The sequence below is a fragment of the Vibrio sp. 1727 genome, from assembly GCF_033344415.1.
Classification (GTDB): Bacteria; Pseudomonadota; Gammaproteobacteria; order Enterobacterales; family Vibrionaceae; genus Vibrio; species Vibrio alginolyticus.
Genome location: NZ_JAWPOT010000001.1, coordinates 510,239 through 526,248 on the forward strand (window position 1 = coordinate 510,239; position 16,010 = coordinate 526,248).

The 16,010-nt window shown below is 44.7% G+C and carries 13 protein-coding genes; 9 read left to right on the plus strand and 4 right to left on the minus strand.

What is annotated here, in order from left to right; all coding sequences use genetic code 11:
• The first annotated feature begins 612 nt into the window (after positions 1 to 612).
• Together R8O10_RS02365 and yaaA are read left to right on the plus strand one after the other, a co-directional pair.
• The gene (locus R8O10_RS02365; RefSeq protein WP_005381800.1) at positions 613 to 2,046 is read left to right on the plus strand and encodes an alanine/glycine:cation symporter family protein; all 1,434 of its coding nucleotides are present in this window, start codon (positions 613 to 615) and stop codon (positions 2,044 to 2,046) included.
• Positions 2,047 to 2,156: 110 nt separating this feature from the next.
• Positions 2,157 to 2,933 carry a peroxide stress protein YaaA gene (gene yaaA, locus R8O10_RS02370; RefSeq protein ID WP_005382848.1) on the plus strand — a complete coding sequence of 259 codons (777 nt, stop codon included), beginning with the start codon at positions 2,157 to 2,159 and terminating at the stop codon, positions 2,931 to 2,933.
• Between the two features lie 110 nt (positions 2,934 to 3,043).
• Here the strand turns inward: yaaA and srmB are convergent, their stop codons facing one another.
• Positions 3,044 to 4,267: an ATP-dependent RNA helicase SrmB gene (srmB, locus tag R8O10_RS02375; protein ID WP_005381797.1), complete on the minus strand. Its 1,224-nt coding sequence runs from the start codon at positions 4,265 to 4,267 to the stop codon at positions 3,044 to 3,046.
• 107 nt (positions 4,268 to 4,374) lie between these two features.
• Complete coding sequence (locus tag R8O10_RS02380; protein WP_064368990.1) at positions 4,375 to 5,094, minus strand: tRNA1(Val) (adenine(37)-N6)-methyltransferase; 720 nt, start codon at positions 5,092 to 5,094, stop codon at positions 4,375 to 4,377.
• Positions 5,095 to 5,424: 330 nt separating this feature from the next.
• On the opposite strand from R8O10_RS02380, the gene brnQ reads away from it, so the two are divergent.
• Positions 5,425 to 6,735, plus strand: a complete 1,311-nt coding sequence (gene brnQ / locus R8O10_RS02385) for a branched-chain amino acid transport system II carrier protein (RefSeq protein WP_005381792.1) — start codon at positions 5,425 to 5,427, stop codon at positions 6,733 to 6,735.
• A gap of 86 nt (positions 6,736 to 6,821) precedes the next feature.
• Here brnQ and fldB read toward each other — a convergent pair whose 3' ends face one another.
• Positions 6,822 to 7,340, minus strand: a complete 519-nt coding sequence (gene fldB, locus R8O10_RS02390; protein WP_005381790.1) for a flavodoxin FldB — start codon at positions 7,338 to 7,340, stop codon at positions 6,822 to 6,824.
• 157 nt (positions 7,341 to 7,497) lie between these two features.
• Here fldB and xerD point away from each other — a divergent pair, with 157 nt between their 5' ends.
• The 6 genes from xerD (at position 7,498) to vpsR (ending at position 15,447) form a co-directional block, all read left to right on the plus strand.
• Complete coding sequence (xerD, locus tag R8O10_RS02395) at positions 7,498 to 8,415, plus strand: site-specific tyrosine recombinase XerD (protein ID WP_005381788.1); 918 nt, start codon at positions 7,498 to 7,500, stop codon at positions 8,413 to 8,415.
• Positions 8,416 to 8,474: 59 nt separating this feature from the next.
• Positions 8,475 to 9,263 carry a bifunctional protein-disulfide isomerase/oxidoreductase DsbC gene (gene dsbC, locus R8O10_RS02400; RefSeq protein ID WP_318191060.1) on the plus strand — a complete coding sequence of 263 codons (789 nt, stop codon included), beginning with the start codon at positions 8,475 to 8,477 and terminating at the stop codon, positions 9,261 to 9,263.
• Positions 9,264 to 9,306: 43 nt separating this feature from the next.
• Positions 9,307 to 11,046 carry a single-stranded-DNA-specific exonuclease RecJ gene (gene recJ / locus R8O10_RS02405; RefSeq protein WP_318191062.1) on the plus strand — a complete coding sequence of 580 codons (1,740 nt, stop codon included), beginning with the start codon at positions 9,307 to 9,309 and terminating at the stop codon, positions 11,044 to 11,046.
• Positions 11,047 to 11,219: 173 nt separating this feature from the next.
• A protein-coding gene (prfB, locus tag R8O10_RS02410) for a peptide chain release factor 2 (RefSeq protein ID WP_318191063.1) occupies positions 11,220 to 12,318 on the plus strand; the annotation gives its coding sequence in 2 pieces (ribosomal slippage) (positions 11,220 to 11,294 and positions 11,296 to 12,318; 1,098 coding nt in all).
• 34 nt (positions 12,319 to 12,352) lie between these two features.
• A complete protein-coding gene (gene lysS / locus R8O10_RS02415) occupies positions 12,353 to 13,870 on the plus strand; it encodes a lysine--tRNA ligase (RefSeq protein WP_005382861.1) in 1,518 nt (505 codons plus the stop codon).
• Between the two features lie 242 nt (positions 13,871 to 14,112).
• Positions 14,113 to 15,447: a cyclic-di-GMP-binding transcriptional regulator VpsR gene (vpsR, locus tag R8O10_RS02420; protein WP_017635067.1), complete on the plus strand. Its 1,335-nt coding sequence runs from the start codon at positions 14,113 to 14,115 to the stop codon at positions 15,445 to 15,447.
• A gap of 64 nt (positions 15,448 to 15,511) precedes the next feature.
• Here the strand turns inward: vpsR and R8O10_RS02425 are convergent.
• A partial coding sequence (locus R8O10_RS02425) for an IS3 family transposase (RefSeq protein ID WP_318191064.1) occupies positions 15,512 to 16,010 on the minus strand: 499 nt, incomplete at its 5' end.

The following is a 16,010-nucleotide window of genomic DNA, read 5'->3' on the forward strand; positions in this document are numbered from 1 at the left end:
GGTAGCATGACATTTTCGTGCAAAAATATTCTCAAAATCACACTTTTTATTGCAACGATGTGGATAAAAAATGCACAAACGATCTCAAGAAAACGATTAAATAGAGAGATTTTCTATGTTAATTCGATTTGATGAATGGGTGCACTGCGCAAAGGTTAAAGTTGCATAAAATCAGTTTGATGAAATAGTGTTCAATTAGATGGTAAGTCACTAGCGTAAATTTATGTAACACCTTGTGAATACTAGCTTGTTCTTGTTTATACGGTTTGCCATTCCATTTAATGAAGAATAATTATTTATGTTGGTGTTTGGTAATTGAAATGTTGCGCAGTTTGAGTGTTAAGTCTTCTATTTATGTTATTTTTTGGTGACTTTATAGTGAAAAATAACAATGTTATTCTTATTGTTGCATATTGATTTTTGCGCTCCTAGGTTGCATTATCCGCCCGTCAAAAAATACGCTGGTACGTAAAATGGATGCATGAAGCGACGTTTACGATTCTAGATTGCCCATAAACATTACTTAAAAAGCTAAGCACACTTTGACACTTAGCAGGCAATTTGGTGGATGGCTAGGACGCATAGACTGGCGCAACTCACTTTGAGGTACACATGACAGACTTAATCAATTTGATGAACGATCTCCTCTGGGGCTCGATTCTGGTTTATCTTCTTGTTGGTGTTGGTATTTACTTCACCGTTCGATTAGGGTTCATTCAGTTCCGCCATTTCGGCCACATGTTCTCTGTTCTTAAGAACAGCCGTAAAGCAGACAAAGCTGGTATTTCCTCTTTCCAAGCGCTTTGTACTAGTCTTGCTGCACGTGTTGGTACAGGTAACATGGCGGGCGTTGCAGTTGCATTGACTGCGGGTGGTCCTGGTGCGATCTTCTGGATGTGGCTGATTGCAATGCTTGGTATGGCAACATCGTTTGCTGAGAGCACACTGGCGCAGCTATACAAAACCAAAGATGATGATGGCAACTACCGTGGTGGCCCTGCCTACTACATGGAAAAAGGCCTGGGCATGCGTTGGATGGGCGTGTTGTTCTCAGTTTTCCTAATCATCGCTTTTGGTTTGGTATTCAACGCCGTACAAGCTAACTCAATTGCCAATGCAATGAGCAACGCATTTGGTTGGAATAACCTGTATGTCGGTATTGCCGTTGTTTTACTGTCTGCAATTGTTATTTTCGGTGGCATCAAGCGTATCGCAAGAGTTGCTGAGATGATCGTTCCGATCATGGCACTACTTTATCTAGCCCTAGCGCTGTTCATCATGTTCTCTAACCTAGAGAAATTACCTGATGTATTGATGCTTATCTTTAAGAGTGCATTTGGTCTGCAAGAAGCAGCAGCAGGTGGTCTTGGCTACGCAATTGCACAGGCAATGATTAACGGTATCAAGCGCGGTCTATTCTCGAATGAAGCAGGTATGGGTTCTGCACCTAACGCGGCAGCTTCAGCAACACCTTACCCACCACACCCAGCGTCTCAAGGTTACGTACAGATGCTAGGCGTGTTCATGGATACGATCGTTATCTGTTCTGCAACAGTGGCTATCATCCTGATGTCTGGTGAGTATGTCGGTCAAGCAACAGAAGTGACGGGTATCGAGCTAACTCAGCGTGCATTGAGCTCACAAGTTGGCGATTGGGGCGGCATCTTTGTTGCTGTGGCAATCTTCTTCTTTGCGTTTACTTCAATCATTGCAAACTACTCGTATGCTGAAACGAACTTAATCTTCCTAGAGCACAATCATAAAGCGGGCTTAAGCATTTTCCGCGTTATTGTTCTTGGTATGGTGATGTTTGGTGCACTAGCTTCGTTACCAGTCGTATGGTCGCTTGCTGACGTCTCTATGGGTCTGATGGCGATAGTCAACTTGGTGGCGATCATCTTGCTATCTGGCATCGTGATTAAACTGGCCAAAGATTACAATCGCCAGCTTGGTGAAGGCAAAGTGCCAACATTTGATGCGAATGATTTCCCAGAGCTGAAATCTCAGCTTGAAGAAGGCATTTGGTACAACGATAAAAAAGACTAAGTGAGCTATCACTCATAGTTGAAAGCTATTAGTACGATGTAAAAAGCCATGCAGACAATGCATGGCTTTTTTTGTACCCTATTAAAAACAAAATTAGAGAAGGGAAAGTCATGCTTATCGTAGTTTCTCCAGCGAAGACTCTTGATTACGAGTCTCCGTTAGCGACAGAAAAATTTACTCAACCTGAGTTGGTCGAATACTCAAAAGAGCTTATCGATGTTTGCCGCAAACTGACTCCTGCTGATGTTGCCTCTTTAATGAAAGTGAGCGACAAGATTGCCGATTTAAATGTGGGCCGATTCCAAGAGTGGAGTGAAACGTTTACCACGGAAAACTCTCGACAAGCTATTCTTGCATTTAAAGGTGACGTTTACACAGGGCTAGACGCCGAAAGTTTATCTGAAGCGGACTTCGAATATGCTCAAGATCATCTGCGTATGCTATCGGGTCTTTATGGTTTACTAAAACCACTTGATTTGATGCAGCCATACCGTCTTGAAATGGGTACCAAGCTTGCAAACGACAAAGGTACGAACTTGTACCAGTTTTGGGGCAATGTTATTACGGACAAGCTTAACGAAGCGATTTCTGCTCAAGGTGATAATGTCCTTATCAACCTTGCATCAAATGAATACTTTAAAGCGGTTAAGCCAAAGAATTTAGATGCGCAAGTGATCACGCCAGTATTCAAAGATTGTAAGAATGGTCAATACAAGGTCATCAGTTTTTACGCGAAGAAAGCGCGCGGTATGATGGCGCGTTACATCATTGAAAACCGTGTTGAGAGCGTGGCAGACCTGACTAAGTTTGATACGGCGGGTTACTACTTTGTGGAAGATGAATCGACGCCAACAGAGTTAGTATTTAAACGCGAAGAGCAAAAATAAAGCTGATTGAGACGTAATCGACGTTAATCTCTTTCAGCACAAACGAAAAAAGGGTTGGCATTGCCAACCCTTTGTTATTTTCTAGCTTGAGCTACTTGGCCCCAACAAGATTACTTCTTCTTAGCGGTTTTCTTTTTCGCTACTTTTTTCTTGTCGTCTTTTTTCTTTTTCTTCTTAAACACGGGCTTTTTGTGTTTAGGACGCATCTCTTTCACGAAACGCTCTTTGATGTCTTCTTTCACGTAACGTGCAACGCGATCCATCATTGGTTGGTCGTGTGCTTCTACGATTGAGATAGCGTTACCTTTCTTACCTGCGCGAGCAGTTCGGCCGATACGATGAAGGTAAACATCAGCCGTGCGTGGCATGTCGTAGTTGATAACGTGTGATACATCCGGAAGATCGATACCGCGCGCAGCAACGTCCGTCGCGAGCAGCACGTTCACAGTACCATCGCGGAAGCGAGAAATCGCATTATTACGACGATCTTGAGGCATTTCACCTTGAATCCAAGAACATGGAATCTGTGCGCTTTCAAGCTGCGCTCGTAGCTCAGCCAAACGCTCACGAGTCTTTAAAAAGACGATGGTGCGTTCAGCCTGCTGAGTAATAATGTGTTTTAGTAATTCCAGTTTGTGTTCTGCATCATCAGCTCGGTGGTACCACTGAGCAATTTTCTTACGCTCACGCAGCGGCGATTTTGCATCAATCTCTGCTGGGTCATTCAACAGATCTGCGGTAAAGCCTTCTACGCCTTTCCCTTCTAACGTTGCTGAGAACAGAAGGGTTTGCTTACGCCAGCGACATTCGTTCGATAGGCGATCGACAGTAGGAGCAAAACCCATATCTAGCATACGGTCTGCTTCATCAAGGATTAACCATTCGATTGCACGACAATCAAAACGTTCTGCATCAATGTATTCTTTTAAACGGCCAGGTGTCGCAACCACAATGTCTTGCGTTGTTGCAAGGATGTCGGCGTGCTCTTGGTACTGAACACCACCAGTGATGGTGAAAATGTTGAGTTTGGTATTTTTTGCCAAAGCACGTGCTTGATCGGCAATTTGCATCGCCAGTTCGCGAGTAGGCGTTAGGATCAAAATACGCGCAGGCCCAGGCTTACGACGAGGGAAGTCTTGCAAGTATTGCAATGCTGGCAGGACGAAGGCGGCCGTTTTACCAGTTCCTGTTGGCGCTGACGCTAGAATGTCACGACCGTCCAACGCTTGTGGAATCGCTTCTGCCTGAATTTTTGTTGGGCGTTCGTAACCCATCTCTTCAATGGCTTCAAGTAGGTTTTGGTCTAGATCAAGTTCAGCAAAGGTTCTGATCACAATGAGTTCTCCACAAGCAAAGCTTGGTTAATGGTTCGCCACAACAGCATAGAATACAAAAAGGTCGCACATTATAAAGTGATTGGTGATAAGGATCACATGTTATTTCACATCTTAAGATAAAACTCGCGGGTTAACTGGATGAAATCATCACTATAGCCGTCATTTGAACGGATAATTAAATGTGACGTCTGCAAATCGCAAGGTCGTTTTGACAGTTCAAATAACAGTCGGTGTACTGGTTTCTTTTCTGATGGTTGCACACGACAGATCCTCGATAGATACCAACCTTGGTTTAATGCTAGCTCAATGAACTGCTCGCCTTCGGTGATTGGCAACACAAAACTAGCTCTCCCTTCGTCATCAAGCAAATGATAGCAACGCTGTAGCAATGCGTTATGGCCTAGCGTATCAGTGTGCCTCGCGGTTGCACGTTGACTGTGTTTCGATTGCTCGCCGTTGTTGAAGTAGGGCGGGTTACAAATGATGCGTTGGAATGGATGTGTCGGCGTAAAGTGCAGTATGTCGGTGTGATGCACACTTACACGATCTGACCAAGGAGACTGGGCCATATTTTTTTGCGCGGCAGCAACGGCTGTTAATTCGATATCGACCGCGGTTATTTGAGCTTCCGTAAAGCGTTGAGCACACATCAGGGCAAGCAGGCCAGTGCCAGTCCCAATATCGAGAATTTTAGCGTCGTTAGGGCTTTGAATCCAAGCACCAAGCATTACCCCATCTGTGCTGACTGGCATACCACTCTCGCCGCCCTCAATACAAAATTGCTTAAAATTGAAGCCTTTAGTTTTCAGTTTTTTGTTCTTCATGATTGTTTTATATTTGCTCAATAATTAAGTAGATTGCTCTATTGTTTATTAATTGTATAGATTGTTGTTTTGTTGGTTATTAAATTGTATTGTTAATTGATCGAGATAAAGAACTGGTCTGTTATTTGGATCTGGTTATATCCACTGCTTTTAAGTTTGAAAACTAAATTAATATGGTGTTTTTTTCTTAAAGGTTGCCAAATGATGAGTCTTTCGTCATTATGCGGCGAAAATTTTATAGATTGAACCACGTGTACTTATTGACTTTAGGTATACAAAAAGTGGTCTAAGCATACACAACATTCATTAATTAAAAGACAAGGGTTATCTGTGAAGCAGACGTTAAAACTAACAGATATTATCGCAGTAGGCTTTATGCTATTTGCGTTCTTTTTAGGTGCGGGCAATATTATCTTTCCACCTCTAGCGGGTCAGTTAGCGGGTGAAAACTTAATGCCAGCTATGTTTGGTTTCTTGCTAACAGCGGTAGGTCTACCTCTTATTACTATCGTTGCTATTGCTGTTGCTGGTGGTTCTTGGGATCACTTGACGCAAGATCTTCCGAAAAAAGCGGCAGTTCTTATGGCTGCACTGATTTTCATCATCATTGGTCCTGCGTTTGCAGCGCCTCGTACTGGCCTAGTGGCTTACGAGATGGCGGTGAAACCTTTCTTCCTTGAGGCGTCACAAACGCATCTGACAGCGTTCTCAGTGATCTTCTTTATCGCAGCGATGATGTTCTCATGGTTCCAAGGCCGTTTGATCGATCTTATCGGTAAAGTACTGACACCAGCATTGTTCGTTGGTTTGATCATTCTTGCTGTCGCTGTCTTCCTTGATCCTCAGGGCGATATGATTGGCGCGCACGGTGAATACCTAACGCAGCCTCTGACCAAAGGCTTCTTAGAAGGCTACAACACAATGGATACGTTCGCGTCATTGATGTTTGGTATGCTGATGGTTGATGCACTGCGCGGCAAAGGCATTACTGAGCGCTCTGCTACTACTAAATATCTGATCTATGCAGGTTGTATTGCTGCTGCTGGTCTTGCGTTTGTTTACATCTCACTATTTTACTTAGGTGCGACGAGTGCAACTGTTGCTGCTGGTGCTGATAATGGCGGCCTAGTGCTTAGCCAATACGTTCAAGCGTTGTTTGGTCCATACGGTCAAATCGTTCTGTCTGTCATCGTATTGCTAGCGTGTCTGACAACCGCGATTGGCTTGATTTCTGCGTGTTCAGATTTCTTCAGCTCGAAAACACCACTGTCATACAAGCAATGGGTACTGATTAATGGTTCTGTTTGTGCATTGGTTGCAAACGTTGGTCTTGCGCAGCTGATTTCTCTGTCAGTGCCAGTATTGTTTGCGCTGTACCCTGTGGCGATTGCGTTGGTTGCACTAACATTTGTGCGCAGCAAACTGCCGAATCCACGCTTTGCTTACCGTGCAGTACTGCTTGTATCTCTACTGTTTGCGTTGGTTGATGCGGCAAAAGTATCGGGTATTGATGTTTCTGCGTTTAACATGTTGCCACTATTCGAAGTCGGCATGGGTTGGGTGCTTCCAACATTTGCGGCTATCGTGTGCATGTTCTTCATCGCGAAACCTCGCCCAGAGCTAGCACAAGAAACCGCGTAATCACTTCGCGTTATCAAGATAATAAAAAGCCCGATGAATTACTTCATCGGGCTTTTTACTTTTTTAATGATTACGTGTTTGCGCTATCAAAGCGTGTCGTGGAATTCCACAAGAACTTGTTCACACCATTTTTCGATGCGTTCATCACTCAGTTCGTACTGTGAGTCTTCATCTAACGCAAGTCCAACAAACTTGCTGCCATCTTCGATCAATGCTTTCGATGCTTCAAATTCGTAGCCTTCATTTGGCCAGTAACCGATAAAGGTTGCGCCTGTGGCTTGTAATTCATCGTGAAGTAAGCCCATCGCATCTAAATACCACTCTCCGTAACCTTCTTGGTCACCCAGACCAAACAGCGCTACAACTTTGCCTTTCAGTGGCGTGGTCGCGATGTCTTGCCAAATCGCGTTCCAATCTTCTTGAATTTCACCAAAATCCCAAGTTGAGATGCCAAGGAGTAATAAGTCGTAGTCCGCCATTAGTGATAACGGTGTCTCTTTCACATTGTGAATGTCGACAAGGTCTTCACCAATAAGGGTACGAATTTTCTCTGCTGCCATTTCGGTGTAGCAGGTCGTTGAGCCGTAAAAGAGTCCGATTTTCATTATATTCGTCGTTATTTGTGTTGCTGTTGTGGAAGATTCTAACCATAAATTGAGGAAGATTGCAGCGAATATCCTATGTGGGATGATTTTTTATGGTATTGGATTGGCAGGTGCTTTAATCTAAATACTGTAAATATAAACAGATAAGGAAGCATTCATGACGGCACAACAGCCTGTCAATCAACAAGATTTTTCGCTTGTTGAGCAATTCTTAGATGCGATGTGGATGGAGCGTGGCCTATCAGAGAACACGTTGGCTTCCTACCGAAACGATTTAATGAAGCTGCTCGTGTGGATGGAAAAACATCGATACCGTCTTGATTTTATCAGTTTGTCTGGCTTGCAAGAATATCAAAGCCACCTTGTAGACTTAGATTACAAACAGACGTCCCGTGCGCGTATGTTGTCGGCTATTCGTCGTTTATTTCAATACCTGCATCGTGAGAAGGTGCGTGCTGATGACCCGAGTGCGCTTTTGGTTAGTCCTAAACTGCCACAACGTTTACCCAAAGATATTAGTGAAGAGCAAGTGGACGCGTTGCTCGAAGCGCCAGACCCGAATGACCCTATAGAATTGCGCGATAAAGCGATGCTAGAGCTACTCTACGCGACAGGGTTGCGTGTGACAGAGCTCGTCAGTTTGACCATGGAAAATGTTAGCTTGCGCCAAGGGGTGGTGCGCGTGACTGGTAAAGGTGGTAAAGAACGCCTGGTTCCTATGGGGGAAAACGCGGTCGATTGGATCGAGACGTTCATTCAACAAGGGCGTCCTGCGTTACTTGGTGATACATCATCTGATATTGTTTTTCCTAGTAAACGCGCAAGACAGATGACTCGTCAGACGTTTTGGCACCGTATTAAGTACTATGCTTTGATAGCAGGGATTGATACTGATCAGCTGTCGCCGCACGTACTGCGTCATGCCTTTGCCACGCATTTATTGAACTATGGCGCAGATCTCAGGGTCGTACAGATGCTTTTAGGACATAGTGACTTATCGACCACGCAAATTTATACTCACGTGGCGACTGAACGATTGAAGCAGATCCACAGTCAACACCACCCAAGAGCATAACAATGGTTAGATTCATCCATGTCTTCTTGGAAAAACGATTTTACATTAAGGTGAATTTCATGAGCGTATTACGCCGACTAACTCTGCTGACTTTACCATTTTTTGTTACCGCTTGTGGTGCAGAAGAAAGTCAGGCTCAAACGGAGACTCCTGCGCAACAAGTGGCGCCAGCTGCACAAAGCGGCTTTGATGAAGCAGCATTAAAAACTAAGTTCTCAAAGCTTGGTTTATCTATCGTTGATATTCAACCATCAGACGTCGCTGGCTTATTGGAAATTCAAACCAATGGCGGGATCCTGTTTGCTTCAAATGATGGTAGCCATTTTATCGCCGGTACGCTTTATGCCATTAATGATGATGGCAGTTACAAAGATGTCATAGCAGAGCGTCAAGCGCCGCTTAACGCCGAGAAAATTGCTCAGTTCTCCGATAGCATGATCGAATACAAAGCCGACGATGAAAAGTATGTTGTGACCGTATTCACTGATATCACCTGTGGTTACTGTGTGCGTCTGCATAGCCAAATGCAAGGCTATAATGATCTAGGTATTACAGTGCGTTACATGGCTTACCCTCGCCAAGGTGCAACTGGCCCTGTGGCAGAGCAAATGGCAACGATTTGGTGTGCTGAAGATCCGGCGTCGGCAATGCACAACGCGAAAGTGAATCGTACATTTGATAACCCTGCGAAAGACTTGAAACAGTGTAACGAAACCATCCAGGCGCATTACAATCTAGGTCGCCAATTGGGTATTTCTGGTACGCCAGCAATCTTCTTACCGAATGGCGAAATGGTTGGTGGCTACCTACCACCTGCAGAGCTATTGAAACGTTTAAAGCAACTATAATCCTTTAGGAGCAGAGCCGGCAAAGTTGTCGGCTCTTTCAAGCATGATAGAAATTCAACGACGTCCTGAACCAGATCTTTCCCTTCTTCCTGATTCCATTCCTCCGATTCTTAAACGTATCTACATCAACCGTGGGATAACGGATCTTTCACAATTAGAAACGTCGGCCCGTGGGTTGCATTCATATCAAAAACTCGGGGGGATTGAGCAAGCTGTCGATCTTTTGTTTCAGGCGATAAAAGAACAAAAACGCATCATCGTTGTCGGTGATTTTGACGCTGATGGCGCGACAAGCTCAGCATTATCAGTGCTCGCGCTGCGTATGCTTGGTAGTCACAATGTGGATTACCTAGTGCCAAATCGTTTTGAAGACGGTTATGGGTTAAGCCCAGAAGTCGTTGACCAAGCCCTAGAGCTTGGCGCTGAGATGATCATGACGGTGGATAACGGCGTCTCATCAATCGAAGGCGTGCGTTACGCAAAAGAAAATGGCATTACTGTGCTTGTTACCGATCACCACTTGCCAGGACAAGTGTTGCCTGATGTGGATGCAATGGTGAACCCAAACCTTGAGAGCTGTAGCTTTCCATCTAAAGCGCTTGCGGGTGTAGGGGTCGCGTTTTATCTCATGATGGCACTATGCGTTCATATGCGAAAACACAATTGGTTTGCAGAACAGGGGATGCAAGAGCCCAAATTGATGGAACTGATTGACCTTGTTGCACTGGGTACCGTCGCCGACGTCGTTCCATTGGATGAAAACAACCGCATTCTTGTACACCAAGGCTTGCAACGTATTCGTGCGGGCAAAGCGCGTCCCGGCATCCAAGCATTAATTGAGGTCGCGAAGCGCGATGCGCGTCGTTTAGTTGCGTCTGACTTTGGCTTTGCTTTAGGTCCACGTATTAACGCAGCAGGCCGTCTTGATGACATGTCTTTCGGTGTTGAACTGCTGATGTGTAACAACATCCACGCTGCTCGTCGCATGGCAAGTGAATTGGATGGCTTGAACCAAACTCGTAAAGAGATTGAAGAAGGCATGAAGCAAGAAGCGATGGCTTTCTGTGAGCGCCTTCAGTTTGGTGAATGCAATGAGCTTCCTTATGGCTTAGCCTTATTCCAACGTGATTGGCACCAAGGTGTGATTGGTATTTTGGCTTCGCGCATTAAAGAGAAGTTTCACCGTCCAGTCATTGCATTTGCTGATGGCGGAGAAGGGACGATTAAAGGCTCGTGTCGTTCTATTCCGGGGCTACACATGCGCGATGCGTTGGATTTCATCGACACACAAAACCCGGGTTTGATCATCAAGTTTGGTGGACACGCTATGGCAGCAGGCTTAACTATTAAAGAGCAGGATTTTGAGCGTTTCAGTCGTTTGTTTGATGAAGTGGTAAAAAAGGAACTCGATGAAGCGGCGCTAAAAGGCGTGATCATGTCAGATGGTGAACTTAAGCCGGAAGAGTTCTCTATGCATGTTGCTGAACAGCTGCGATCGGGTGGCCCTTTTGGACAAGCTTTCCCAGAGCCAATCTTTGATGGTGAGTTTAAAGTACTGCATCAAAAGCTGGTGGGTGAGAAGCATCTTAAATTGATGTTAGAGCCGCTTTATAAAGGTCACCCTACCAATGTGATGATCGACGGTATTGCATTCAATGTTGATCTACGTCGATGGCCAGATGCATCGGTTAAAACAGTACGTCTCGCGTATAAGCTGGATGTGAATGAATTTCGTGGTAATCAATCATTGCAATTGATGATCGACCATATCGAAGCTAAGTAATACCTAGATTAACCTTTCTTATAGAGTACGGTTGCCCCTAAGTGGGTGTAAAATTTTATGACCGTGCTCTCTCTCACCGCAATCTGATTTCTCATCCGAAATTTTCCTGTATCTCGGTCACATTTTTCAGTAGAATTTCTCGGTTAAATTCTATTCTAAAATGTTGAGTAAACATGTTTGAAATCAATCCAATTAAAAACCGTCTGCAGGACGTGTCTCAGCGCACAAATGTCCTGAGGGGGTATCTTTGACTATGACGCTAAGAAAGAGCGTTTAGAAGAAGTCAACGCAGAACTTGAACAGCCGGATGTATGGAACGAGCCAGAACGTGCACAAGCACTGGGCAAAGAGCGTGCATCACTAGAAGCGGTTGTTGAAACCATTGATCTACTAGAGCAAGGTGTGGAAGATGTAGAAGGTCTTCTTGAGCTGGCTGTAGAAGAAGAAGATCAAGAAACATTTGACGAAATTGAACCAGAACTTGCTGAGTTGGAAGAGAAGCTAGAAAAGCTTGAATTCCGTCGTATGTTCTCTGGCGAGCACGATAGCTCTGATTGTTACATCGATTTGCAAGCTGGCTCTGGTGGTACAGAAGCACAAGACTGGACTAACATGCTGCTGCGTATGTACCTACGTTGGGCAGAAGCGAAGGGCTTCAAAGCTGAAGTGATTGAAGTCTCTGAAGGTGAAGTCGCGGGTCTTAAGTCGGCAACAGTTCGCATCTCTGGTGAATATGCGTACGGTTGGTTACGTACTGAAACGGGCGTTCATCGTCTTGTTCGTAAATCTCCGTTCGATTCAGGCGGTCGTCGCCATACGTCATTTGCTTCTGCGTTCATCTATCCAGAGATTGATGAAAACATCGACATCGACATTAATCCTTCCGACCTACGTATTGACGTTTACCGTGCGTCAGGCGCAGGTGGTCAGCACGTAAACACCACAGAATCTGCGGTACGTATTACGCACGTACCTACGAACACAGTGGTTCAGTGTCAGAATGACCGTTCTCAACATAAGAACAAAGATCAGGCAATGAAACAGCTTCGAGCGAAGCTATTTGAGCTTGAATTGCAAAAGCAAAATGCGGAAAAACAAGCTAATGAAGACGCTAAGTCTGACATTGGCTGGGGTAGCCAGATCCGTTCTTACGTATTGGATGACTCACGTATTAAGGACCTCCGTACGGGCATTGAAAACCGTAATACTCAAGCGGTTCTTGATGGCGATCTGGACAAATTTATTGAAGCTAGCCTGAAATCAGGTCTATAAAGCTTTTCACCGACAAAAACAGGATACATCGAAAATGACTGATGCTGTTCAAAACGAAACTGTACTAGAAGAAAATAAGCTGATTGCTGAACGCCGCGCTAAACTGGATGCAATCCGAAAGAGCTGCAAAGCGAACGGCCATCCAAACGACTTCCGTCGTGACGCACTAGCGGGCGACCTTCAGAAAGAGTTCGGTGAAAAGACGAAGGAAGAGCTAGAAGAGCTTAACCACGTAGTAGCAATCGCTGGCCGTATCATGGCTAAACGTGGTCCATTCTTGGTAATTCAAGAAACTTCTGGCCGTATCCAAGCTTACGCTGACAAAGCGGTTCAAAAAGTACTTAAAGAAAAATACCAAGGTCTAGATATCGGTGACATCATCGGTGTTAAAGGTGCACTTCATAAGTCTGGTAAAGGTGACCTATACGTGAACATGGAAGAGTACGAGTTGCTAACCAAAGCACTACGTCCACTTCCAGAAAAGTTCCACGGTCTAACTGACCAAGAGATGCGTTACCGCCAACGTTACGTTGATCTGATCGTTAACGAAGACTCTCGTCAAGCGTTCGTAGTACGTTCTAAAGTAATGTCTGCAATCCGCAACTTCATGATCTCTAAGCAGTTCATGGAAGTTGAAACGCCAATGATGCACGTTATCCCTGGCGGTGCGAGTGCGCGTCCATTCATCACGCACCACAACGCACTAGACATGCCAATGTACCTACGTATCGCGCCAGAGCTATACCTGAAGCGTCTAGTTGTTGGTGGTTTTGATCGCGTATTCGAAATCAACCGTAACTTCCGTAACGAAGGCCTTTCTCCACGCCACAACCCAGAATTCACAATGATGGAATTCTACATGGCGTACGCAGACTACAAAGATCTGATGGACCTAACTGAAGAACTACTAAGCTCAGTGGCGCAAGAAGTTCTAGGTTCAACGTCAATGCCTTACGGTGATGAAACGGTTGAGTTTGGTGGTACTTACACTCGTATGAGCATGTTCGAAGCAATCAAGCACTACAACCCAGACCACGCGCAAATCCAAGCGCTAACAGAAGAAGACCTACAAAACCGTGATCTAATGGTTTCTATCGCGAAATCTGTTCACGTTGAAGTAGAACCTTTCTGGACATGTGGTCAGCTTCTTGAAGAGATCTTTGGTGAAACAGCAGAACCTAAGCTAATGCAGCCTACGTTCATCACTGGCTACCCAGCAGATATCTCTCCACTAGCTCGTCGTAGCGATGACAACCCGTTCTTTACAGACCGCTTTGAGTTCTTTATCGGTGGCCGTGAAGTAGCGAACGGTTTCTCAGAGCTTAACGATGCTGAAGACCAAGATGCACGCTTTAAAGCACAGGTTGAAGCGAAAGAGTCTGGTGACGACGAAGCAATGTTCTACGATGCAGACTACATCACTGCTCTAGAGCACGGCCTACCGCCAACAGCAGGCCAAGGTATCGGTATCGACCGTTTGGTTATGCTACTGACTAACACGCACACTATCCGTGACGTAATCTTATTCCCTGCAATGCGCCCGCAAGCGTAATTCGATAGGATGAGTAAAAAACCACCTTCGGGTGGTTTTTTTTGCCTTTTAGTTAAGCTGATTCAAGTTGTTGCATTTGCCTTTTAATGGGATATGCAAATAAACATTCGCCAAATCTCAATCTATTGCATAGTCTTAATACTGAGACAGACGTGAGGGGGCGGAGTCTCGATAATGTTACCCGCTCGCAAAGATAAGTTTGTGGCACAAAATTTCTATTAACAATGAAAAAGGGTTAGAGAATGGCTGGGCAGTTTAAGATGGATTCCATCCCGGGATCGCTTGTGGTAGTTGGCGGTACTTATGAGCCTTGGTTATCGGTACTGGAGCAAGTGGGCTGGAAGTGTCACCAAGTAGGTGACTTACGCAAAGCTAATACGCTGTTAGAAGATATTGGTCCATGTATCGGTATTGTTGATCTCAGCCATGACGAGTTCAGCTTGAATGGTTTGGCGAACTTAGTCAGCTCTCACAAACACGTACGTTGGTTAGCGTTTATTCGTGAATCTCAGCTTGGCACTGACACCATATGCCAGTTCATTGTTAACTTTTGTATCGATTTTTTCACAGCGCCGATCCCAGATGCACAGTTATTAAGCACAATAGGTCACCAGCTTGGCATGCTTAAGTTGGAGAAAAAAGTTTGGCCTAGTTTTGGTAGCAGTTTAGATATGGGTTTGATCGGTGAATCTATCCCGATGAAACGTTTACGCGATCAAGTGAAGCGCATTGGTCCAACGGACGTCAGTATTCTGATTTCTGGGGAAAGTGGGACTGGTAAAGAGGCGGTTGCTAGGGCCATCCATAAAGTCTCTTCACGCTCTCATAAACCGTTTATGGCAATTAACTGTCGCGCACTCAATGAACAACGTTTCCAAGCTGAAGTATTTGGTATTAACGCCGATGAAGATATGGAAGCATGCCTGCTTGAACAAGCAGATGGCGGCACCGTGTTGTTTAACGACATTCTTACCATTTCAAAAGAGCAGCAAATGAATCTGCTGAGATTCTTGCAAGAAGGCACCATTGATACCAAAGATGGCGTAAAAGCGGTTAACGTGCGTATTCTTGCTGCTAACTCGTCAGATGTTGAAAAAGCTTTGATTGACGGTGACTTCAATGAAGAGCTTTACCATTACATCAACGTTTTGCGCATCAATGTCCCTAGCTTGAAAGAACGTGCGAGTGACATCGCATTGCTGGCTCGTTTCTACTTACAAGAGTTCTCAAAAGAGTACAACTCGCAAGCAAAAAGCTTTTCTGAGGATGCATTCAAGGCACTGACACGTTATTTCTGGCCTGGAAATGTGCGTGAGCTGATGAACCAAGTGAAGCGAGCGGTATTAATGTCCGACAGCGTAATGATTGAAGAGCATCACTTAGATTTACCTCAACGTAATGACTCAAAGCGCAGCTTGAAATCAATCCGTGAGAAGAGTGAACGTGATGCGTTGCTGGTTGTTTTGGAATCTCATTCTGGTCAAGTTTCAAATGCGGCGAAAGAGCTCGGAGTTTCGCGTGCAACCATGTATCGACTACTTAATAAACATAACTTGATTTCCGAACAAGCCATGTAGTTGGCCTTTCCCTGTGTCAAATAGGCGAATATGACCCGTCCTGATATGGGTTGACACTTTTTAACTAAAACGCTCGATGTACTTCATCGGGCGTTTTGTATTTTAAAGCCGTATGAGGCCTCATTTGATTATAGATATCTACGGACTCTGCTACCATCGTCCTTGCTTCTTTCAGATCTTTCGGTTTCTTCAGCAAGAGCTCCATTTTGAGTATCCCATTTACACGCTCAGCTAAAGCATTCTGATAACAGTCATACCCGTCAGTCATTGAGCAAGTCACTCTATGTTTCTTATGGATATCTTGATATTCCTTCGAACAGTATTGTGAGCCTCTATCTGAGTGGTGTATTAGCTTTTCTTCACTCTGCCGTTGCCTGAGAGCTGAGATAAATGCCCGCTTAACTGATTGAGTTTTCATGTTGTCATCCACATAAAAACCAACAATCTTCCTTGAATAAGCGTCTGTAACCAAGCTGAGATAACTCTCTCCATTTTGAGTTGGCAAGTAAGTAATATCAGCAACCCACAGTTGTTCTGGCTTCGTTGGTGTCAGCCCATCTTTC